At 31.8% G+C, this 22,451-nt stretch carries 24 protein-coding genes; 20 read left to right on the top strand and 4 right to left on the bottom strand.

Going from position 1 to position 22,451, the window contains the following annotated elements:
* Positions 1-39 precede the first annotated feature (39 nt).
* The 3 genes from FHG05_RS02260 to FHG05_RS02250 form a co-directional block, all read right to left on the bottom strand.
* On the bottom strand, positions 40-945 hold the full coding sequence (locus tag FHG05_RS02260) for a hypothetical protein (protein WP_140996376.1): 906 nt from the start codon (positions 943-945) through the stop codon (positions 40-42).
* A 35-nt stretch (positions 946-980) separates the two neighbouring features.
* Positions 981-2,282, bottom strand: a complete 1,302-nt coding sequence (locus FHG05_RS02255; RefSeq protein ID WP_140996375.1) for a site-specific integrase — start codon at positions 2,280-2,282, stop codon at positions 981-983.
* 318 nt (positions 2,283-2,600) lie between these two features.
* Positions 2,601-2,987, bottom strand: coding sequence for a Fur family transcriptional regulator (locus FHG05_RS02250; RefSeq protein ID WP_140996374.1), 387 nt, complete (start codon positions 2,985-2,987; stop codon positions 2,601-2,603).
* A gap of 130 nt (positions 2,988-3,117) precedes the next feature.
* On the opposite strand from FHG05_RS02250, the gene FHG05_RS02245 reads away from it, so the two are divergent.
* Positions 3,118-4,026, top strand: coding sequence for an NAD(P)/FAD-dependent oxidoreductase (locus tag FHG05_RS02245; protein ID WP_140996373.1), 909 nt, complete (start codon positions 3,118-3,120; stop codon positions 4,024-4,026).
* Positions 4,027-4,036: 10 nt separating this feature from the next.
* The gene (locus FHG05_RS02240) at positions 4,037-4,288 is read left to right on the top strand and encodes a hypothetical protein (RefSeq protein ID WP_140996372.1); all 252 of its coding nucleotides are present in this window, start codon (positions 4,037-4,039) and stop codon (positions 4,286-4,288) included.
* A gap of 89 nt (positions 4,289-4,377) precedes the next feature.
* Here FHG05_RS02240 and FHG05_RS02235 read toward each other — a convergent pair whose 3' ends face one another.
* Positions 4,378-5,010: an NAD(P)H-dependent oxidoreductase gene (locus FHG05_RS02235; protein ID WP_140996371.1), complete on the bottom strand. Its 633-nt coding sequence runs from the start codon at positions 5,008-5,010 to the stop codon at positions 4,378-4,380.
* Between the two features lie 102 nt (positions 5,011-5,112).
* Between FHG05_RS02235 and FHG05_RS02230 the strand changes: the two genes are divergently transcribed.
* The 18 genes from FHG05_RS02230 (at position 5,113) to FHG05_RS02145 (ending at position 22,450) form a co-directional block, all read left to right on the top strand.
* Positions 5,113-5,478: a winged helix-turn-helix transcriptional regulator gene (locus FHG05_RS02230; RefSeq protein ID WP_140996370.1), complete on the top strand. Its 366-nt coding sequence runs from the start codon at positions 5,113-5,115 to the stop codon at positions 5,476-5,478.
* Between the two features lie 90 nt (positions 5,479-5,568).
* Positions 5,569-6,333 (top strand): SDR family oxidoreductase, encoded by a 765-nt coding sequence (locus tag FHG05_RS02225; protein WP_140996369.1) that lies wholly within the window; start codon positions 5,569-5,571, stop codon positions 6,331-6,333.
* Positions 6,334-6,352: 19 nt separating this feature from the next.
* Positions 6,353-7,267 (top strand): helix-turn-helix domain-containing protein, encoded by a 915-nt coding sequence (locus FHG05_RS02220; RefSeq protein ID WP_140996368.1) that lies wholly within the window; start codon positions 6,353-6,355, stop codon positions 7,265-7,267.
* 74 nt (positions 7,268-7,341) lie between these two features.
* The gene (locus tag FHG05_RS02215) at positions 7,342-7,908 is read left to right on the top strand and encodes a hypothetical protein (RefSeq protein ID WP_140996367.1); all 567 of its coding nucleotides are present in this window, start codon (positions 7,342-7,344) and stop codon (positions 7,906-7,908) included.
* Between the two features lie 100 nt (positions 7,909-8,008).
* Positions 8,009-8,509: a rhodanese-like domain-containing protein gene (locus tag FHG05_RS02210; RefSeq protein WP_140996366.1), complete on the top strand. Its 501-nt coding sequence runs from the start codon at positions 8,009-8,011 to the stop codon at positions 8,507-8,509.
* Between the two features lie 3 nt (positions 8,510-8,512).
* Positions 8,513-8,848 carry an arsenosugar biosynthesis-associated peroxidase-like protein gene (locus FHG05_RS02205; protein ID WP_130734070.1) on the top strand — a complete coding sequence of 112 codons (336 nt, stop codon included), beginning with the start codon at positions 8,513-8,515 and terminating at the stop codon, positions 8,846-8,848.
* A gap of 93 nt (positions 8,849-8,941) precedes the next feature.
* On the top strand, positions 8,942-9,994 hold the full coding sequence (arsS, locus tag FHG05_RS02200; protein ID WP_140996365.1) for an arsenosugar biosynthesis radical SAM (seleno)protein ArsS: 1,053 nt from the start codon (positions 8,942-8,944) through the stop codon (positions 9,992-9,994).
* 10 nt (positions 9,995-10,004) lie between these two features.
* Complete coding sequence (locus FHG05_RS02195; RefSeq protein WP_140996364.1) at positions 10,005-10,688, top strand: TIGR04282 family arsenosugar biosynthesis glycosyltransferase; 684 nt, start codon at positions 10,005-10,007, stop codon at positions 10,686-10,688.
* 49 nt (positions 10,689-10,737) lie between these two features.
* Positions 10,738-13,929 carry a SusC/RagA family TonB-linked outer membrane protein gene (locus FHG05_RS02190; RefSeq protein WP_140996363.1) on the top strand — a complete coding sequence of 1,064 codons (3,192 nt, stop codon included), beginning with the start codon at positions 10,738-10,740 and terminating at the stop codon, positions 13,927-13,929.
* Between the two features lie 13 nt (positions 13,930-13,942).
* Positions 13,943-15,385 (top strand): SusD/RagB family nutrient-binding outer membrane lipoprotein, encoded by a 1,443-nt coding sequence (locus FHG05_RS02185; RefSeq protein ID WP_140996362.1) that lies wholly within the window; start codon positions 13,943-13,945, stop codon positions 15,383-15,385.
* A gap of 8 nt (positions 15,386-15,393) precedes the next feature.
* Positions 15,394-16,728 (top strand): SLC5/6 family protein, encoded by a 1,335-nt coding sequence (locus tag FHG05_RS02180; RefSeq protein WP_140996361.1) that lies wholly within the window; start codon positions 15,394-15,396, stop codon positions 16,726-16,728.
* Entirely contained in the window at positions 16,713-17,540 is an 828-nt protein-coding gene (locus FHG05_RS02175; RefSeq protein ID WP_140996360.1) for a metallophosphoesterase family protein, read from the top strand. The genes FHG05_RS02180 and FHG05_RS02175 overlap by 16 nt, the downstream gene beginning before the upstream one ends.
* A gap of 1 nt (position 17,541) precedes the next feature.
* Positions 17,542-18,144 (top strand): TIGR04282 family arsenosugar biosynthesis glycosyltransferase, encoded by a 603-nt coding sequence (locus FHG05_RS02170; protein WP_140996359.1) that lies wholly within the window; start codon positions 17,542-17,544, stop codon positions 18,142-18,144.
* Positions 18,144-18,959, top strand: a complete 816-nt coding sequence (locus FHG05_RS02165) for a purine-nucleoside phosphorylase (protein WP_140996358.1) — start codon at positions 18,144-18,146, stop codon at positions 18,957-18,959. The genes FHG05_RS02170 and FHG05_RS02165 overlap by 1 nt, the downstream gene beginning before the upstream one ends.
* Positions 18,960-18,984: 25 nt before the next feature.
* Positions 18,985-19,953, top strand: coding sequence for an arsenosugar biosynthesis arsenite methyltransferase ArsM (gene arsM, locus FHG05_RS02160; protein ID WP_140996357.1), 969 nt, complete (start codon positions 18,985-18,987; stop codon positions 19,951-19,953).
* Between the two features lie 98 nt (positions 19,954-20,051).
* Positions 20,052-20,870, top strand: coding sequence for a hypothetical protein (locus FHG05_RS02155; protein WP_140996356.1), 819 nt, complete (start codon positions 20,052-20,054; stop codon positions 20,868-20,870).
* Positions 20,871-20,873: 3 nt separating this feature from the next.
* The gene (locus FHG05_RS02150; protein WP_140996355.1) at positions 20,874-21,758 is read left to right on the top strand and encodes a sterol desaturase family protein; all 885 of its coding nucleotides are present in this window, start codon (positions 20,874-20,876) and stop codon (positions 21,756-21,758) included.
* Entirely contained in the window at positions 21,755-22,450 is a 696-nt protein-coding gene (locus tag FHG05_RS02145; protein ID WP_140996354.1) for a DUF547 domain-containing protein, read from the top strand. Before FHG05_RS02150 ends, FHG05_RS02145 begins: the two co-directional genes overlap by 4 nt.
* Position 22,451: the final 1 nt, after the last annotated feature.

Raw genomic sequence — 22,451 nt, 5'->3', positions numbered from 1 at the left:
TTATATTTCAGCAAACGTTCCTTTACGTTCCGGAACGCTTTAACTTACTTCAATAATGTTAGGCATATTGAACTTTGCTTTCTCAAAAGATTTTCTATTTTCTTCGAATTTATCATCTTCAGGGTTGAGGTATTTTCTTAATGACTCTTCGGAAATTTCAGCATTGAAGTTTTGTTTTATCAATCTTGCATAAGCTGTATAATTAATTTCACCGTTTTTATTTTTTGGCGCATCAATAAAACCATTTAATGCTAATGTTCCCAAGATATATCCGATATGCGTCTTTTTGCCTATCCAATTGATTTTTGGATTAACTGCTTTTTCTTCTTTTAAATCAAATAAGATTTGTTGTATTTTTTTAAGCTGAACAACAAAATCATGTCCTATTACAAATAATGATAATGGAAGAAAACTTAATGCTTTAGATCTTTCATAAAGTGCTCCTAAATAATAAATACTTTCAACTTTTCTAAAATTAGAATCAGAAATTAAATCAAAAATCTTTTTATCAATTTCTATTTCGTTTGAACTTGTTCTATCGTGAGTTCTTGCAATTAATTCTTGAAGATTTGGATTATCATCAATAACTGAAAAGTATCTTGACTGTTTATCATCTACATAAAAATCAGCTCTTAATATTTTTAGTTGCAATTTTACTGCCTCAATATTAAATGCTAAAAAAGAATCAAAATTGTCTGGGTCTTGTGAAGATAATTCAATGTAAATTTGAGATAAAGCATTTTGATATAGCTTTTTTACATTGTTTATTATCTCTCTTCTTTTTAAATGAATTTCATTAATTCTCAACTCATAATAATAATGACTTTGATAATTAACAGGCAAAAAATATCTATGAAAATCAATTTCTTCAGCTATTGCATCAGTAAGAAATTCAGAATAATAATTTTCACTTAAAGCTTTTATAAATGAATTAACACTTTTCATACAAAATTAAAAAGCTAAATATATTAAACTTTACCTTACTTTACTACTTTCATTTTTTTCTCTTCAATTTCTTGTTCTTCGTTTTGTTTGTTCCAATATTCTTTTAGTTTTTCTGCTTTTTCGGTTCTTGTTATTTTAATGTATTTCAAAAATTGAGTTTCTGTTTGATGCCCAGTTATTCCCATAATGGTTAAATTGTCCAACTTACCATATAGATTTGTGGCAAATGAACGTCTACAAATGTGCGATGATACTAATTCCCATTTTTCAAAAACTCCTTCTTCTTTTCGTTTAGTGTCCTTATTTATTTTTGAGCCTTGTGTTAATTCATTGAATCCTGCTACTTTGCACAACTCTTTTACGTGTTCATTGAATTTTTGGTCTGAAATTGCTCTTGGGAAACCGTTTCTTTTTTCTAAAATTGCTTTTACTTGTTGGTGTAATGGAATAGTAACTGTTTGACCTGTTTTTTGCGTTTCAATTTCAATGTAGCCGTTTTTGATATTAGCATCTTTCAATCTTAAAAAATCTGAAATTCTTAATCCTGTACGTAATCCAATTATAAATAAATCTCTTGTGTTTTCTAATCTTTCAACTCCTTTAAAATTGTGATTGAATATTTTATTAATTTCTTCATCTTTTAAATAGATGCTATCGGCTGTAATTTTTGGCACAAAAAAGTTAGGATGCTCGATGTGTGGATGTACCGGCAAGCCTTTTAATTTTGCATCTCTGGCAATCGTTTTAATGGTTCCAATGTAGTTTCCAATTGTACCCAAATTTATCTTTTGTTCTTGTGAAAGGAAGTTTACAAATCTATCATAAAAGGTTAAATCTAAATCGGTAAACTTCAGCTTCGTTTTAAAGCGTTCTTCGTACTCTTTTAGCTTGTTAAGTGTTGTATTATACTTTGTGATAGTTCCTTTAGCAATTGGCTTATTTTTACCTTTTATTATGCGTGTTGGTGCTTGTTTAATAAAAGTATCAATGAAAGGAATGAAAAATATTTGGTCAACGGCTGTTTCGTCAATAGGTCTATTGAAGAAATTAGCTATCTTTTTTCTTAACCAATGTTTATCGATAAACTCACCTTTGCTATTATCTGAATTGAATTCGTCAAATATGAATTTTTCAAGCTCTGAAAGTTTTTGATTGATTTCATCTTTTGTAGTATCGTCAGCTGTAAGCTTAACTTTTTGCTTTGCAGAACTCCATCTTTTAGGCTCTACCTTTAAATCGGTTGATGCTGTTAAATCGAATTTTCTTCCGTTTTTGAAACGCAAAAGTATATTTGTTGCGTTTTTTTCTCCTTTTATAAGGTAGTTAATTGTTGCCATTGGTACGGTATCATTAAGTTTTTCAACACTTTAAAGATACAAAATTATCCCCACATAATCCCCACATTTGTCATTTTTATATATAATTAGCTTAATTTTACTTTATTACATATTTTTAAAAATCTCTTATTTTTCAAGGGTTAACAGCTGTTTTAGTAAGATGAGGTAAAGCCAAATAAAGTAGATGTTAGTTCCTCTTTCTCCGCAGAGCACGGCTCTAATTAAAAAACCTTACAATCTTGTAAGGTTTTTTTTGTTTTTATTTTATAATCAACTTTTGATTAAAAATTTAAGAATAGGTTAGTAGAAACTTTTTTATTATTCCATCTCATTGAAACATTCTTTACAAGTTCCTACTAAAACGCAATTCACTTTTTCTACTTGATAATTTTCGGGAAGGGAGAAATTTACAACAGAAGGAAGGCATTCAATAGTGTCGCAATGAGTACATCTAAAATGAAAATGATTGTTTGGCAATTTATTTTCATCACATTTCATACAAACTGCAAAATATTGTTTTCCATCATCTGCTATTATTTTATGCACAATCCCATCGTCACAAAAACGATTTAAAATTCTGTAAATCGTGGCTCTGTCAATAGCTATGTTTATTTTTTTTTCAATAGCATCATGACTCATAGCTTTTTTTGTACTATTTAATACGTTTAAAACAACTTCCTGGCTAGCTGTATTTCTTCTTTTCATGACAAATGCGATTTAGTTGCAATAAATTAATGCGATTAAGTTGCAATATTATAAAATAATTTTACATTTGCAAAGTTATTTAACGCGATTAAGTTGCATTAATATTTTATAATCCTTAATACATAAAATCATGAAAGATGAAATTAAATACGATGTTATACTGATAGGTGGTAGTTATGCAGGCTTATCTGCAGCTATGGCTTTAGGGCGTTCTCTGCGTAAAGTATTAATTATTGATAGTGGATTACCTTGTAATCGGCAAACACCACATTCCCATAACTTTATAACTTTAGATGGAGAAAAACCTGCTAACATTACTACAAAGGCTAAGGATCAAGTACTCCACTATAATACAGTTTCATTTTATGAAGGTATCGCTGTAAAAGGAGAAAAGAAAGAGAATTGTTTTAGTATTTTAACTGATAAATCAGATGTGTTTTATGCAAAAAAAATAATTTTTGCCACAGGTATAAAAGATGTATTTCCTGCTGTCAAAGGTTTTTCAGATTGCTGGGGAATATCAGTAGTGCATTGTCCGTATTGCCACGGTTATGAAATAAGAGACAAAAAAACTGCTATTTTGGCACAGGGTGAAAAAGCATTTCATTTGGCTTCTTTGGTTAATAATTTAACCCAAGATATTACTTTAATTACTTCAGATAGTCATTTATTTACCAATGAGCAATTGCAAAAATTGGAAAACCATACCATTAGAGTTATAGATAAAAAAATCATAGAAGTCATACATGAAAAAGGATATGTAAGCCAATTGGTTTTTAACGATGGAAGTCGAGAAAATTTTGAAGCCGTTTATGCTGCTATACCTTTCCAACAGCATTGTACTATCCCTGTTGAATTAGGGTGTGCTATAACTGAAACGGGGCATTTAAAAGTAGATGCATTTCAAAAAACAACTGTTTCCGGTATATATGCGTGTGGTGATACTAGTTCCTTGATACGTTCGGTAGCTAATGCAGTTGCTACAGGGAATATTTGCGGCGCAATGGTTAATATGGAATTAATTAAGGAGGAATTTTAGATAATAGATTATGATTGAAGTTTTTATTACCAATATTACTAAAAAGTATCAAGCAAAAAAGGTTGTTAAACAGCTTTCGAATCGTTTTTTAGAATTTAAAATTGATTATGATTTGAATGAAACCGCGTTGCATTTCCCTTGTGGTCATACGGTAATTCGAGTAGAGGGTGAAAAGATATCATTAGAATCTATAGTGCAAATGGTGCGTCAAATGGGTTTTGAATGTCAGGTCATGCCTGATACCATTTGCGTTAAAAATTAGAAGGTAATATGATTAAGAAAGTAAATAATTATTATGGAATAATTGGTATACAATTGGAAATAAAAAAAGCACTTTAAGTGCTTTTTTTATTATTCCATTTCTGTAACCAGTTGGTCCATAGGTCTTCTTACTTTTTTCAAGTTTTCATTCCAATCATTACCACTATCTCTATATCCAATAGGTAAGATAACAGCTGTTTTTAAACCTTTTTCTTTCATGCCTAATATTTGATCGTAAGCTTGTGGATCAAAACCTTCCATTGGAGTTGCATCTACTTTTTGTTCAGCAGCAGCAGCAATTGCCATGGAAAAAGAAATATAGGCTTGTTTTGCGGTATGAATTGCATGCCATTCTGCACCTAAAGGTTCATACATACCCCATAAAAGTTTTTTATAATCATCCATTTGTGTTAATGGCAAACCTCTTTCTGATAAAATATAGTTGAACTCTTTTTCAATTTTTTCTAAACTGTAACTGTCCCAAGCTGCCCAAACTAATAAATGAGAACATTGTGTTATTTGTTCTTGATTAAATGAATAGGGTTTTAATTTTTCTAAAAGCGTAGGGTTACTAATTACAAAAATTTCGTAGGGTTGCAAACCTGACGAAGAAGGTGCTAATCGTGCGGCTTCTAAAATATATTCTATTTTATCTTGAGAGACTTTTTCACCTGTCATTTTTTTGGTGGCATATCGCCAATGTAAATCATTTATTAAACTCATAGTATTGTGATTATTTTTTTTCAAAAGTATAGAATGTTTGTAACTTTTAGTAACTTTGTGTCAAAAAGTAATAGTAACAAAGAGGTAACAAAGTAACATGTTATGAAAGAAACAATTGAAAAAGCAACAACAAACGGTACTTGTTTACTCAAGATAAAAGCCGTTCACGATGTAATATATATAATAGGAGGGAAATGGAAAATTTCGATTATTACGTCTTTGTGCTACGGAAATAAAAGGTATTCTGATCTTTTAAATGAGGTAGAAGGAATTTCAGGAAAAATGTTAAGTAGAGAGTTGAAAGAATTGGAGATGAATAAGCTTATTGAAAGAAAAGTGTTGGATACGAAACCCATAGGAGTCGAATATTCTTTAACTGAAATAGGATTGTCATTAAAAAAAGTTACAGAAACCATAGCAGATTGGGGAATAGAATATAGAACCATGAGAAGATTAGACGAAGAATAGTTTCAGCTACAATATTCAAAGATTTGGCTACTTCAACTCAAGTTAGAGTTCTGAAATTTGTACCATAAATAGTTAATAATAGAAGTACTTATGGAAACAAAAACAAAAATTGCTCTAGTTACTGGTGGTAGTAGAGGGTTAGGAAGAGACATGGTTCTTAACCTAGCTAAAAATGGAAACAACATCATTTTTACATATCATACAAATGCAATTGAAGCAGATAAAGTGGTTGCTGAGGTGTTGGCTTTAGGACAAAAAGCTATTGCGTATCCACTCGATACAAGTAAGGTAGATACTTTTGATACTTTTGTTGGAAAAGTGAGCCAACATTTACGGGAGCATGAAGGATCACCTAATTTTGATTTTTTAATTAATAACGCGGGAACTGGTGTATATGGTTCGGTAACAGATACTACTGAAGAAGCTTTCGATAACATGATGAACATTCATTTTAAAGGGGTCTATTTTTTAACACAAAAATTGTTGCCTACTTTAAATGATGGAGGAAGAATTATAAATATTTCTTCTGGTTTAACCCGAGTCTCTTTTCCAAATGTTTCTGCTTATGCGAGTATGAAAGGTGCTATTGAAACGTATACCAAATGTTTGGCAAAGGAATTAGGGCCAAGAAAAATCACAGCTAATTGTGTTGCACCAGGAGCAATTGCAACTGATTTTGGTGGCGGTTCAAACAAATCAGATGAAGGGAAAAGAAATGCAATCGCTAGTATAACGGCTTTAGGTCGTGTAGGGGAACCAGAAGATATAGGCGGTGTTGTGGCTTTTATTTGTACTCCTGAAGCAGGTTGGATGAATGGCCAACGTATCGAACTTTCTGGTGGTATGATGGTGTAAAATTATGTAAATTTGAGTTATGAATGAGCCTAATGTGCATCGCGTAAAATCTATTGCAGAATTTCATAAAATGAAAGGGCTGCCTGCTCCTCAACATCCTTTAATTAGTCTTTTTGACTATAGCAAAGTGGAATGCTCTAAAGAAGTAAATCATAAAAATTTTGTTTTCGACTTTTATCATATCTCTTGTAAAAGAAGTGTAGGAACAAAATATAAATACGGACAAGGTAATTATGGCTTTGATGAAGGTGTAATGTTTTTCATTGCACCTAATCAAGTCTTTGGTATTGAACCTATAGCCGAAATAGCAAGTCCTAAAAGCGGCTGGATTTTAATGATTCATCCCGATTTCCTTTGGAATACTACTTTGGCACAAACCATTAAAAAATATGATTTTTTTGATTATGCGGTCAATGAAGCCTTGTTTTTAACTGAAAAAGAAGAAGCTATTTTAAAAGGAATTGTTGCTAATATTGAATTAGAATATAATGGAAATTTAGACCAATTCAGTCAAAATATTATCATTTCGCAAATTGAAACCTTGTTAAATTATTCCAATCGTTTTTATCAACGCCAATTTCTCACAACAAAAGTAAATAATCATAAGATTTTAGATCAGGTTGAAAAAATGATTGAGGAATATTTTAATGATGAGAATAATATTGGTTTACCAACAGTTCAATATATTGCAGATGCACTACATATTTCATCTACATATCTTAGTAGTTTGTTGAAATCGCTTACAGGACACACTACACAACAACACATTCATGAAAAATTAATTGAAAAAGCCAAAGAAAAACTTTCTACTACAGCGCTTTCGGTAAGTGAAATTGCTTATGAATTAGGCTTTGAACATTCGCAATCTTTCAGTAAACTTTTTAAAGCCAAGACGAGTTTAACTCCAATGATGTTTAGAGAACAGTTCAATTAAATTGTACTATGCTATAAAAAGATGCGTTTTTTTCATTTTTTATTCTATATTTTTGTAATATAAACAATATGTCAATGAAAAAAATTTACTTTTTATTTGTAACACTTGTATTGCTTTCTTGTAGTAAGGAAGAAGAATTAAAAAAAATTGAAGTTAAAAATTATGCTTTACAGCTTCCAAGTTATCTTTCTAAAACGAATGATTTAAATGAGGATGCTTCTTTGCAATATCAAAATCCTTTTCGAGAATTATATATAATTGTTATTGATGAAAGCAAACAAGAATTTGAACAAGCAATTGCTGTAAATGAACTTGAAGATATTTATTCTAACGATTTTAATGGTTACGTTGAATTACTCACCACAAGCTTAGAAAATAATATAGAATTTAAAAATAAAAAAGAAAAAGATACAGTTATTAATTCTTTAGAAGCGAAATTATTCAAATTCGAAGGTAAAATTGAAGAATATGAGGTTTTCTATGAAATTGCTTTCGTTAACGGTGTAAGCAATTATTACCAAATCATGACTTGGACCCTTTTAAATAGAAGGTCAGATTATGAAGCCGTAATGGACAAAATGATCAATTCTTTTAAAATTACAGGTGAAACTAAAGTACATGTAAAGGGAGCAAAAAAATAAAATGCAAGTATAAATTAATTGCTAGGTCATTTATATCCTTTTATATTTTGTAACTTCAATGTGGTTTGCAAACGTATTCTAATTTTAATATTATTTTGCAATGAAAAGTTTATTCTTAATGCTACTCTTATTCCTACAGTTAAGTGTAGCACAAAAAAACATTCCTGAGGTACTCCAAAAATTCAATACAAATTCGGTTCCTTATATTAGTGCTGAAGAATTGAAAAGTAGCAAAAATAGTACAGTTTTAGATACCAGAGAATTGGAAGAATTCAATGTTAGTCATTTGGAAAATGCAATCCATGTAGGTTATCAAAAATTTGATACAGATTTATTATTAAAAGCAATTCCGAATAAACAAACTCCTATAGTGGTGTATTGTTCTATTGGGGTGCGAAGCGAAGATATTGGTGAAAAATTAATTCAATTAGGGTATACCAATGTTAAAAATTTATATGGAGGTATTTTTGAATGGAAAAACAAGAATTATACAGTTGTAAATGCGAATGGTGAAATAACAGATGAAGTCCATGCTTTTTCAAAAACATGGGGTAAATATCTCTTGAAAGGAATAAAAATATATAATCAAAATAAAAAATAAACGATGGAAAAAACGTATTACGATCCTGCTGATTTAAAAAAATTTGGAAAAATTGTAGAATGGAGTGAAGAATTGGGAAATAGTTTTTTTGAATATTATGGAAAAGTCTTTGAAGAAGGTAGCTTATCTGCAAGAGAAAAATCTTTAATTGCGTTAGCGGTTTCACATGCTGTTCAATGTCCCTATTGTATTGATGCTTATACTGGAGATGGTTTAAAAAGAGGAATTACCAAAGAAGAAATGATGGAAGCAGTTCATGTTACAGCTGCTATAAAAAGTGGTGCCGCTTTAGTGCATGGTGTTCAAATGATGAATAAATATAAAAAACTATCCATGTAGTTTTTTCGTATATATGTAAAATAGCTAACATTTTTATTACAAATGTTGGTCTATTTTTGTTTAGATTACACAATTAGAAGAAACAAAAAAACTATGTTGAAATCACTTCAAGCCAAAGAAAGTCCGTTGTCTAAAACTGAAAAGCAATTGGAGATACTTTCAAATGGTATTTTTAAAGATGGTTCTTTACCCACTTTTGCCGACCAAATTGCAAAATCCAATCAATTTCCTTTGCAACCCAAGAAAATTGAAATTCTACAAATTAATGTTGGCTATATGTGCAATCAAGTTTGTGCCCATTGCCATGTGGATGCTGGTCCTGATCGAAAAGAGATTATGACCCAAGAAACCATGCTGCAAATTTTAGAAGTACTAAAAACAACAGCGGTAACTACACTAGACTTAACTGGAGGTGCACCAGAAATGAACCCCCATTTCAGATGGTTTGTGGAAGAAGCATCCAAACTAGGTGTTAAAGATTTTATAGTGCGTTCCAATCTAACTATTATAAAAGCCAATAAGAAGTACTACGATTTACCAGAGTTTTTTAAAAAACACAATATTCATGTGGTAAGTTCAATGCCGCATTGGACAAAGGGTAAAACTGATGTGCAAAGAGGTGATGGAGTCTTTGATAAATCCATTCAAGCCTTACAGGATTTAAATGCAGTAGGATATGGTAGGCCAGGAAGTAATCTAAAACTCGATTTGGTCTACAACCCTTCGGGAGCTTTTTTACCTGCAGATCAAAGTGCTATGGAAAAAGATTTTAAAAAAGCCTTGAAAGAAGATTTTAATATCGATTTTCATAATCTATTTGCGATTACCAATTTGCCTATTTCTCGCTTTTTAGATTATCTAATTGCTTCCGATAATTATGAAGATTATATGTATGCTTTAGTAGAAGCATATAATCCTGCAGCGGTGGCTAATGTAATGTGTACCAATACTATTTCGGTAAGTTGGGATGGTTGGTTATACGATTGCGACTTCAATCAAATGTTGGGTTTAAAAGTTGCTTCAAAATCAAAACACATTGCCGAATTTAATGAAACGGAATTGACTCAAAGAAATATTGTTATATCTCAACATTGCTATGGATGTACTGCTGGAGCAGGAAGTAGCTGTCAAGGTGTAGTTGTTTAAAGAAAAGAGTATGATAAAAGATTCAAAAACAGCTATTTTAATTTTTGCACATTCGGCAGCATATGAAGCAAAAATAAAAACTTTTCAAAATTCAAAAGCAGTTTTTGAATCCTTACAAAAACGCACCATGCAATTGGTCCAAAACACACAATTGCCTTTTTTCTTATTTACCGAGCAGAATCAAGTTGGTGATTCATTCGCAGAGCGATTTGTAAACGCGATTCAATCTGTTTACGATTTAGGTTACCAATCAGTTATAGCTATTGGTAATGATACCCCTCAATTAACCTCAAAACAACTCTTAAAAGCGCATGAAGAACTACTTGCAAATCATTCGGTCATAGGGAAATCAAAAGACGGAGGGTTTTATCTTTTAGGTATAAAAAAGGAAGATTTCCAACCCGAACTATTATTGCAGCTTCCATGGCAAAAGCAAACTTTAAGTGCTTCATTATGTAGCTTTTTAGAATTGAAGTCTATTTCGGTAACGCACTTAAAAACATTAGCGGATTTAGATACATATAACGATATTTTTGATTTTGTAAATAGCTTTAAAAAAGTGTATGCTACTTTAAACCAATTATTAAACCAATTGGTTTTTGAAGCGAATCAAATCATAACCCATGTTGTAGAAAAAAAGACCTCTGTTTTTTTAACGCATAGATTCAATAAAGGGTCGCCATTAGTATACTAATTTATTTTTCTGAGAATCAGATTACAATTAATTATATACTAAAACCTAAATGAAGCAAATTTATATACTATTGCTACTCACATTTTCGTGGGCTGGCTATTCACAAATTACAGTTAAAGGAAAAGTTACCAGTTCCAATGATGGTACTGCTTTACCTTTTGTAAATATTACTTCCACATCAACTGAAGGGACTACATCAGATGAAGAAGGAAATTATACCATAACAGTTCCCTCTGTTGCAACGAAACTAACTTTTTCCTATTTGGGTTTTAAAACGAAAACTCTAATGATTGGGAATCAAACTCAAATTGATGTAGCATTGGAAGAAGAAAGTGAAATTTTGAATGAAGTAGTCGTTACAGCTCTTGGCTTAAAAAGAGAATCAAAAGAGTTGGGTTATACTGTTCAAACCCTTCAAGCCAAAGAATTAGAAGAAGTAAAAACAGTCAACTTTTTAGATAATTTAGCTGGGAAAGTTGCTGGTGTTACCATTACACAAGGCCCTACAGGTGTGGGGTCTTCTTCTAAAATAACGATTAGAGGAGAAGCTTCTTTTTCTAATAATAATCCTTTGTTTGTTGTTGATGGAATTCCAATAAATAATGAAACGGTTTTTAATTTTACGAATGAAGCAGCAGCGGGTTTTCAAGAAATAGATTATGGAAACGGTGCTATGGAAGTAAATCCAGATGATATTGAATCGGTTTCAGTTTTAAAAGGTCCAAGTGCAGCAGCTTTATATGGAACAAGAGCATCTAATGGTGTTATTGTGATTAAAACAAAAGAAGGTCATAAAAAGAAAGGATTTAACGTTAGTTTTAATTCTTCATTAACGGTAGACTCGGCTTTTCAATTGCCTGATTTTCAAAACGAATACGGACAAGGGAATTCGGGCCAATTTGCTTTTGTGGATGGATTAGGAGGAGGAACCAATGATTTAATTAGCTATTCTTGGGGACCAAGATTGGATCAAGGTTTGTTAATTTCTCAATTCGATAGTCCAGTTCAATTGCCAAATGGAGATTTTGTTCGTGGTGGTGATACTTCCTTATATGATGGTTTATCCATTACACCTACACCTTTTATTTCGCATCCAAATAACTTAAAAGATTTTTATAGAACAGGTACGACTACTATTAATAATATTGCGTTATCTAATGGATTTGATAAAGGGAACTATCGCTTGTCTTTCACCGATTTAAGAAGCGAAGCGATTATTCCAGGTGTAAATTTAGACCGTCAAACAGTTGCGGCTAAACTAAATTTTAATCCGTCTGATAAAACCACCGTTTCCTCTTCTATAAATTATGTGCATTCAAGTAGTAAGAATAGACCTTCTAATGGATACGGAAGTGAAAACGTTAACTACGCATTGGTGGGTTGGGGACCAAGATCTCTCGATATACATAGTTTAAAGCAATATTGGCAACCTGGTTTAGAAGGAATCCAACAGTATTCTTTTAATTATACCTATTTTGATAATCCGTATTTTACGTTGTTAGAAAATCGCAATTCATTTGATAGAGATCGTGTTTTTGGGAACCTTTTATTCAAACAAGAAATCATTGATAAATTAAGTGTTACAGTTAGAACAGGGATGGATTACAGTACAGAATCAAGACAAATGATACGTAACTTTAGCAGTAATCGTTTTAAAAATGGAGGTTATGCCGAGCATGATGTTCAATATAGAGAAGTAAATACAGATTTTTTATTTAATTATTCTAATGTAATTTCTGATTTTTCCTATGATTTTTCTTTTGGTGGAAACCGAATGGATCAATTGGCTAAAACGAAGCAATCGCAAACCGTTAATTTAGCACAACCTGGAATTTTTAACCTTAATAACGCGGCTTCTCCAGTTGAAATTTTTCAATACGAAAGTAAAAAAAGAATTAATTCTTTATATGGCTTAGTAAAATTAGGCTACAAAGATTATCTCTATCTAGACATAACAGGGAGAAATGATTGGTCGAGCGCTTTGGCAACTCCTTTTTCAGTAAGTGGTACTTCCTTTTTTTATCCTTCTTTATCATCTAGTTTTATAATTTCTAATATAATTGATTTACCAAAGCCTATTTCATTTGCAAAATTGAGGGCAAGTATTGCTCAAGTAGGAAATGATACAAGTCCGTACCAAACATCAGGAGCATTTGTATCACAAACACCTTATAATAGTCAGCCCGCTTTCAGTAATCAAAATTTTATTCCCAATGCGAATTTAAAACCAGAGCAAACAACCTCTTATGAAGTGGGTACAGATATTCGTTTTTTTAATGACCGTCTCAATTTTGACATTACTTATTATAATGCTACAACTAAAGATCAGATTATTTCGTTACCCATTGCCATTTCTTCTGGTTACAATCAACAAGTAGTGAATGGTGGAAAAGTAAATACGCAAGGTGTAGAAATTATTTTAAATGCGATTCCTATTAAAACTGCACATTTTAAGTGGAATACCATCTTTAATTTTGCTCAAAGTCGTTCGGTTATTAAAAGTTTACCTCAAGAAAGTGGTCGTTTAACGCTAGCCTATAGTAGAATTTATGATAGTGCCAATCAAACCGTTTGGTTTCAAGTAGAAGAAGGTGGAAGAATAGGTGATTTTTATGGTACAGGGTACTTGAAAAATGAGCAAGGACAATTTATTATTGATGAAAATGGGCGTTATATTGCCGATAATAATTTACAAAAATTAGGCAACTATAACCCTGACTTTACATTGGGTTGGACCAATAATTTAAACTATAAAAATTGGAATTTAAGCTTTCTTTTTGATTGGAGACAAGGAGGACAATTGGTTTCAAGAACAAAAGCATTAGGAAATGTTGGAGGGCAATTAGCAGAAACAGCGTATAGACCATTAGAAGGAATTGTGGCGCAAGGTGTAACTCCTTCGGGTCAACCTAATACAGTTGCTGTTTCGGCAGAAAGTTATTACCGCCAGTTTTATGATCGAAATCATGAAGAAAATAATGTTTATGATGCTTCATTTATTAAGTTAAGACAATTTTCACTCGGTTATACTTTTAAAGTTAAAGAAGGTTTCATGGGATTAAAAGATGAAGGACAAATAAGCATGTCAATAATTGGTAACAATTTATTTGCAATTACCGAAAACCCTCATTTTGACCCAGAACAGTTAGCTGTTCAAGGAAATGGTTTTGTAAGTGGTGTAGAAGATATGAGTTACGCAACCACTAGAAGTATTGGTTTTAAACTTGGTTTTAACTTTTAAAAAAAGAATTATAATGAAAATAAAAAAATATATAGTACCTCTATCTTTACTTTTTATAGTTGTAAGTTGTACCAAAGATTTCGAGGAAATAAATACGAATCCAAATGCACCAAATTCTGTACAACCAAATTTGCTATTGCGTCAAGTAATTTACGATTTTGGTGAAAACATGAGTTATGAAGGTTTTGTGGCAGGTGATTTATTAGCCCAACACCGAACGGCTCTCGATTTTAATCTCTTCGATCGACATGCCTTAAAATCACCTCAATTAGGAGGTAATCCCTGGCCTGTTTTTTATAAAAATCTAAGAGATAATGAAATCATTTTAAAGCTGTCAAGACAAAGTAATACATTAAAAATATATGAAGGTCCAGCTTTAATTTTAAAAGCTTACATGGCTGCTGGTTTAACCGATTTATTTGGAGATGTGCCTTATTTTAATGCTTTCAATGGAACCGAAGGGGAAGTTACTCCAGCATACAATTCTCAAGAGAGTATTTATTTAGACGCTGGTGGTATTTTAGATAATTTAAATAAAGGAATTGAAAAGTTGGAAAGTTATACCGATGCCATACCTCTACAAGGCGATATTCTATTTAATGGAAATTTAGAATCGTGGATTCGTTTTGGAAAATCTTTGAAAATAAAATATTTATTGCGCATTTCTGCAAAAGTAGATGTAAGTCAACAGTTGCAAGCGTTATTTGATGAAGGCAATTATATGATGACCAATTCACAAAATGCTATTTTCAATTTTACAAATACGGCACCAAATAGTTTTAGACTAGCTCAGCTAAGAGTAGGTGATTTTAACAACTTTGTATTGTCGGAAACTATGGAAGATATACTAACCGATTTGAATGATACACGGGTTGAAAAATTATTTCGTCCTTTTGCCAATTCAAATTCGGATGCGTTCAATGGCTTGTTGAATGGAATTGATGCTTCTAATACATCGGTAGCAGTATCCAATTATTCTTTAGCAGGAACTGTATTTAGGGAAGATACCTCTTTGCTTGATGCTAATTTTTTAACGGCTTGGGAAGTGCAATTTGCTTTGGCAGAAGCAGCAGAAAGAGGTTTAATCACAGCTGATGCTCAAACTTTATACGAAAACGGAGTGGCTTTAGCTTTTGAATATTGGAACACACCTTTACCAACAAATTATTTAACAGGACCCGCTGCTTATAATGCATTAGGAACTTCTCCAATACAGCAAATTATTACGCAAAAATGGATAGCCAATATCATTAACGGTTATGAAGGTTGGGTAGAATATAGAAGAACAGGTTTTCCGGAACTAAGAACGATAGCTGCCAGTTTAAATAATAATCTTTTGCCAATACGAATGCCTTATCCCGCTGAAGAAGAAGCGTTAAATAGAGAAAATTATATTCTGGCTGCAAATGCAACAAATAATAATAGTATTAATTTCCCAGTTTGGTGGGATGAATAATTGAACGAATGGGAATAATGGATGGGCAATGGATAATTATGATAGTGTCTAGTTTGATACTTTTTTTTCTTTCTCCATTTGCTAAAACAACTGATCAATTTTATAAAGCGATACAAAACCGTAAAGCACCAAATACGATGGTGCTTACAGGGAGCTTAATTATTTCTTGGATTTTTGCCAAAAGCATTACAAATGCGGCTAATCTCGGATTGGAATTTGGAATTCTTGGAGGGTTAGCTTACGCTGCCTATTACTTGTCATTTGCGGTAGCAGGAATTCTAATTTATCAATTGCGTACCAAAGGAAATTACACAAGTATTCATCAATTTTTAACGCATAAATTTGGTAAACAAGCCATGCTCTTATTTTCAATCTTAATAACCATTCGCCTTTTTAATGAAGTATGGAGCAATACTATGGTCATTGGAAGTTATTTTGGAACACCAGGAAGTTGGGGTTATTATGTATCCATATTAGTATTTACTTTTTTGATACTCGCGTATTCCTTAAAAGGAGGATTAAGTAGTTCGATTTTTACAGATGTCATTCAAATGGTTTTATTTTCCATATTGCTACTTATAATTTTATGGAACGTTTTCTCCGTAGAATCGTTTACCATTACGAAAGTAATACAGTCCAGTACTTGGAGCTTCGAATTCGGATTGAATCTTTTTTTTGCAGCTCTTTTACAGTCTTTTAGTTATCCTTTTCATGATCCAGTTTTAACTGATAGAGCTTTTATTAGTAGTCCAAAAGTAACCCGAAAAAGTTTTCTTTGGGCAAGTTTTTTAGGTGGTTTGTGTATTGTTTTATTTAGTACTATTGGTGTATATGCAAAATTTGAAGGAATGAGTGGTGATGCAGCCATTGCGGTTGGAAAAGCTTTTGGTGTACTCATTTTAGTAGTGATTAATTTTATTATGATTACTTCTGCAGCTTCTACAATCGATTCTACGTTCTCTTCTTTTTCGAAATTAATAGTAATCGATTTAAAATGGGGCAAAACTGTCACTTTTGGAAGACTTTCAATGATTGTATTGGCAGTTTTAGGTACTATTCCCGTTTTTTTAAATGCCGAAATTTTATCGGCTACAACAATCTCTGGTACTATGATTATTGGACTAACTCCAGTCTTTTTATTTTGGAAAATGAAAGTTCCGCGTATTAGTTTCTATCTTAGTGTGATTACGGGTTTGTTGTTTGGTTTTTTATTAGTTTTTAATTGGTTTCCCAATGAATTACAGTTTACCAATGGCAAGTATGCCGATTTATTGTGGGTAAATGTTTGGGGAATTACCACTTGTATCATTTTATATTGTTTGCCAAAATGGATAAAAAAATAGAAAACTTAGGAGTGTTAAAAGGAAAAGTATTGCTTTTTGGAGGTGTTTATAGTAATCTTCAAGCTATAGAAGCTATTGCTGAAATAGCAAAAATTGAGAACATTGCACCTGAAAATTGTATTGCAACAGGTGATATCATTGGTTATTGTGCACAACCTGAAGAAACGATTCAATTTTTTAAGCATTGGAAAGCTAAAAGCATTGCGGGTAATGTAGAGCTTCAATTAAGTGAAAATGCTGAGGATTGTGGGTGTGATTTTACGCAAGGCTCACGTTGTGATCGATTTTCCCAACTTTGGTATCCTTATGCTAAAAGTAAACTCACCGATGCCTCATTAGAATTTATCAAAAAACTACCCGAATTCATTCATTTTACTTTTGCTAATAAACGAATTACTGTGGTGCATGGCTCTTTTTTTAACACTTCAGAATTTATTTTTAAATCGACTCCTTGGGAAAAGAAACAAGCTAATTTTAATGTAACTCAGAGTGATATTATTGTTGCTGGACATTGCGGTTTACCCTTTCATCAAGAACAAAATAATCTGCTATGGCTAAATCCAGGTGTTATTGGTATGCCAGCCAATGATGGGAATACAGCTGTTTGGTATGTTATTTTAGAGGAAAAGAATAATTTAGTAACTTTCGAACATAAATCACTGACTTATAACCATAGTTTAACGAATGCATTAATGTTGCAAAATGGTTTGCCAAAGGAATATGCGAAAACCATTCTAACAGGTATTTGGGATAATACCGAAATTTTACCTGAAACAGAAACAAAAATGCAGGGAAAACCCATTTTATTTTAAAATGAATAAAAATCTAATTTTAATATTTACCCGAAATCCTGAGCTTGGAAAAGTTAAAACACGTTTGGCTGCTTCAATAGGTGAAGAAAATGCTTTGCAAGTGTATATTGAACTGCTTCAACATACTAGAAAAGTTGTTTTGGAAACCGATTATGATAAACGGGTTTTGTATTCTGATGCGATAAATACTAAAGATATGTGGAACAATCATTTGTTTCAAAAAAAAGAGCAATTTGGTAAAGATTTAGGAGTACGAATGTATAATGCTTTTCGAGAAGGAATTGAAGACGGTTATCAAAAAATCGTAATAATTGGTTCCGATTTAATCACTTTAGAAGCTAATGATTTAGAAAAAGCATTTGCAGCTTTAGATACGAATGATGTGGTAATTGGTCCAGCTGAAGATGGAGGTTATTATTTGTTAGGATTAAAAAGCATTCCAGAAAATATATTTAAAAATAAAGAATGGGGAACCCATACCGTTTTAAAAGACACCTTAAAAAATATTAAAAATTTAAAATACAGTTTGCTGGAAGAAAAGAATGATATCGATACTTTTGAGGATATCAAAGATATTCCAGTTTTTAAAAAATACATACAGTAATGACACAAGCAATTTTAGACACTGCGACCTCCTTTTTAAAAGAAAAAGGATTTTTAGAACCTCAAATAGGTATTGTTTTAGGAACTGGTTTAGGCCAATTAGTAACTCATTTACAAGTTGAGGTTGCAATTAATTATAGTGATATTCCACATTTTCCTGTAAGTACAGTGGAGTTTCATTCAGGTAAATTAGTTTACGGAACTTTAGAAGGCAAAAAAGTAATAGTAATGCAAGGTCGCTTTCATTTGTACGAAGGGTATAATTTGCAAGAAGTGACGTTTCCAGTGCGAGTAATGAAAGCATTAGGTGTTTCAAGTTTGTTAATTTCTAATGCAGCTGGTGCAATTAATTTAAACTATAAAAAGGGAGATTTAATGCTCTTAGACGATCATATCAATTTGCAAGGCGGTTCTCCTTTAGCGTTTGCAACTGTTTCCGACTTTGGAGAGCGTTTTACCGACATGTGTGCGCCTTATGATGCAACTTTAAACGAAAAGATGTTGGCAATAGCCAAAGAAAAAAACATCGTGTTACACAAAGGAGTTTATGCAGCTGTGGTTGGACCGCAATTAGAAACGAGAGCTGAATATCGTTATTTGAAAATAATAGGTTCGGATGCAGTAGGTATGAGTACCGTTCCAGAAGTAATTGTTGCGAATCATTTGAATTTACCCGTTATTGCGGTTTCTGTTTTAACTGATGAATGTAATCCAGACGATTTAAAACCCGTTAACATACCAGAAATTATTGCAGTTGCTGGTGAAGCTGAACCAAAAATGATTACACTCTTTAAGACGTTAATTGGTCAAATTTAAAGAACAACAACTTAATGCAAACAACATGAGTTATTTAAACGCAACCAACGATTTGTATAAAAATGCAGCATTAATACCAGATGTAGGATTATGTTGTACCACAACTCCCATTTGGAAATTTCCAGGACTTGAAATTCCAAAAATCATGCAAGAAATGAATTATGGATGCGGAAGTACTATTTCTGCTCAGGACTTAATTAACAATCCTAAGGTTTTGTACGTAGGTGTAGGTGGCGGTATGGAATTGTTGCAATTTGCTTACTTTTCGCGTCAAAAAGGAGGTGTAATAGGGGTTGATGTGGTTGATGAAATGCTTGAAGCGGCTCGCAATAATTGTAAAATTGCCGAAGAGCAAAACGATTGGTTCCGGAGTGATTTTATTGAATTGCGAAAAGGAAATGCTTTACAATTACCTATAGAAGATGGAAGTATCGATGTAGCTGCTCAAAATTGCCTTTTTAATATTTTTAAAGCGGAAGATTTAAAAAAAGCATTGCAAGAAATGTATCGTGTGCTAAAACCTCATGGAAGATTAGTTATGAGTGATCCTACTTGCGAGCAAGAAATGAATGAAACCCTTCGCAATGACGACCATTTGAGAGCCTTGTGTTTGAGTGGAAGTATACCTATTAAAGCATATATTAAAGCTTTAACAGATGTAGGTTTTGGAACAATAGAAATCCGAGGAAGACGTCCTTATCGTATATTAGATACAGTTAATTATCCAACAGACGAATTAATTTATATTGAAAGTATTGAAGTATGTGCAATTAAAGACCCAATGCCAATCGATGGACCTTGTGTTTTTACTGGTAAAGCGGCTATTTATTTTGGAAAAGAGAATTATTTCGATGATAAAAAAGGGCATGTTTTGTTAAAAAACCAACCTTTGTCTGTTTGTGATAAAACAGCTAAAGCATTAGCAGATTTAAAGAGAGAAGATATTTTTATAAGTGAAAGTACCTATCATTATAATGGTGGAGGTTGTTGTTGATTCATTTTTTTTGAAAGGGTCAAATTTAAGTTATGTCAGATAGCTAACTTTTTATTTTTTTGTTGTATCTTACTTTTATCCCATTCAATAACAAAACTATGAGAAAAACAGCTATTTTATTATTTGTTTGTGTCTTTGGATGGCACGTATTGCAGGCACAAAGTCCTTGGACAAGAGAAAAAGGGAAAGCCTATGTACAATTAGGTTTTACAAGTTTGTCCTATAGTGCAGTCCAATTTGACGGAGAAAAACTAGAAAATATTGGGGATTATTCAGATATTACTTTACAAGTATATGCAGAATATGGTATTAGTGGTAAATTAGAAGCACAAGTAATCTTACCTTACAAAACGGCTAGTTATGAAAATGTAGGTGTTTCCCAAAGTATTTCCGGAATTGGTAATATTGGATTAGGATTAAAATATAAACTGTCAGATACCAATTGGAAAATAAGTTCAGGGTTGCTTTATTCGGCTAATTCTATTAAAAAGGATGAAACCTTATTTGTAAGTTCAACAGGAATAAATGCATCTACTTTTTTGCCTTATTTTAGTATTGGTACCAGTCATAACAAATGGTATTACTTTGGAAACATAGGATATGGTTACATGGATAATGACTACTCTGATTACTTGAAAGCAACAATAGAAGTGGGGTATACTATTATTCCTAATGGACACCTAATGTTTGTACTAGATACAAGAAATCCTGTCACTAAAGAAGATGCTTATGAGAAGGATTCCGTACAATGGGCGTCTCATTTAGACAGACAAACGTATAATGCAATTGGATTAAAAGCAAATTATGAATTTATAGAAAATAAACTAGGTGCTAATGCTTCTGTTTTTGGTGCTTTTGGAATTGATAATGCACCTTTGGCACCTACAATAAATATTGGTGTTTATACAAAATTATAAGAAATGAATAAGTACAAAGAAGTTGTAATTCAATCCTATTCCGATTATTTCAATTATTTAAAAAATGAATTGATAACGTTACATATAGAAAATTACTTCTATGGGTTAATTATAATTTCTTTACTCGTTTTTATTTTGGAACTTTTATTTCCTTGGAGAAAAAATCAGCCTATAATTAGAAAAGATTTTTGGTTGGATACCTTTTATATGTTTTTTAATTTCTTCCTTCTCAATCTCATTATTCTAATGGCGTTGAATAACGTAACCGCACAATTGTTCAATGACTTTTTAGGAGTATTTGGTATGAATTTAGAATCCTTGCATTTGATTGACTTATCTCATGTGCCAAAAGTTGTCGCTTTATTGATTTTCTTTGTGGTAGCTGATTTTGTACAATGGAATACGCACCGATTATTACATCGAGTTGATTTCTTTTGGAATTTTCACAAAGTACATCATTCGGTGAAACAAATGGGTTTTGCAGCTCATTTGAGATACCATTGGATGGAACCAGTTGTCTATAAAACCTTATTATATGTGCCTATGGCAATTATAGGAGGTTATTCTATTCAAGATGTGTTTATAGTTCATTTTGTTGCAATTACCATTGGACACCTAAATCATGCTAATATTGGTTGGGATTACGGACCTTTAAAATATATTTTTAATAATCCAAAAATGCATATTTGGCATCATAGTAAAGAAATGCCTAGAAAGTACGGAGCCAATTTTGGAATATCGTTGAGTATTTGGGATTATTTATTTGGAAGTAATTATATTCCAAAAGATGGCAAGGATATTGAATTAGGTTTTGAGGATGATGAAAAATTTCCAAATTCTTTTATCGAACAAGAATTATATCCATTAAAATTAAAAAATGAAGCATGAAAAAAATAGTAGTTATATTGCTAATCAGTATTCAAGGTTTTAGTCAGAATTTTGATTACAAAAATTATGGAAATTTATTAGCGAAATATGTTAGTTCTAATGGAAACGTAAATTATGAACTGTTACAAAAGAATGCAGCTGAATTGAATCAAGTGATTATAGGTTTTGAAAGTAATTACCCTACTAAAAGTTGGGCTAAAGAGGAGATTTTAGCGTATTATATTAATGCGTATAATGTGTATACGCTAAAAAAAGTTGTAGATAATTATCCGACGAAGAGTATTAAAAATATTAATAATGCTTGGGATGATAAATTTATTGTTTTAGGAAAAAAGAAAGTGTCTCTTTCCTATATTGAACATGGTATTCTTAGAAAAATGAACGAACCTAGAATCCATTTTGCAATCAATTGTGCTTCTTTTTCTTGTCCACAATTAGCAAATGTTCCTTATTTGCCAGCTACATTAGATACTCAATTGGATAAAGCAGCTAGAAATTTCATCAATGATGGTTCTAAAAATAGTATTACTACTGATGAAATTAAAATTTCAGAAATTTTCAATTGGTTTTCTAGTGACTTTAAAACTACATCTTCTGATATAATAGATTATATTAATAAATATGCTGCAGTAAAAGTTGAAGCAAATGCTAAAGTACGCTATTTAAAATACAATTGGAGTTTAAATGAGTAAG

Origin of the sequence: Flavobacterium profundi (assembly GCF_006491645.1) — a bacterium.
Taxonomy (GTDB): Bacteria; Bacteroidota; Bacteroidia; order Flavobacteriales; family Flavobacteriaceae; genus Flavobacterium; species Flavobacterium profundi.
Note: the sequence above shows the minus strand (reverse complement) of the source record. Positions and strands in the feature narration are given on the sequence as shown.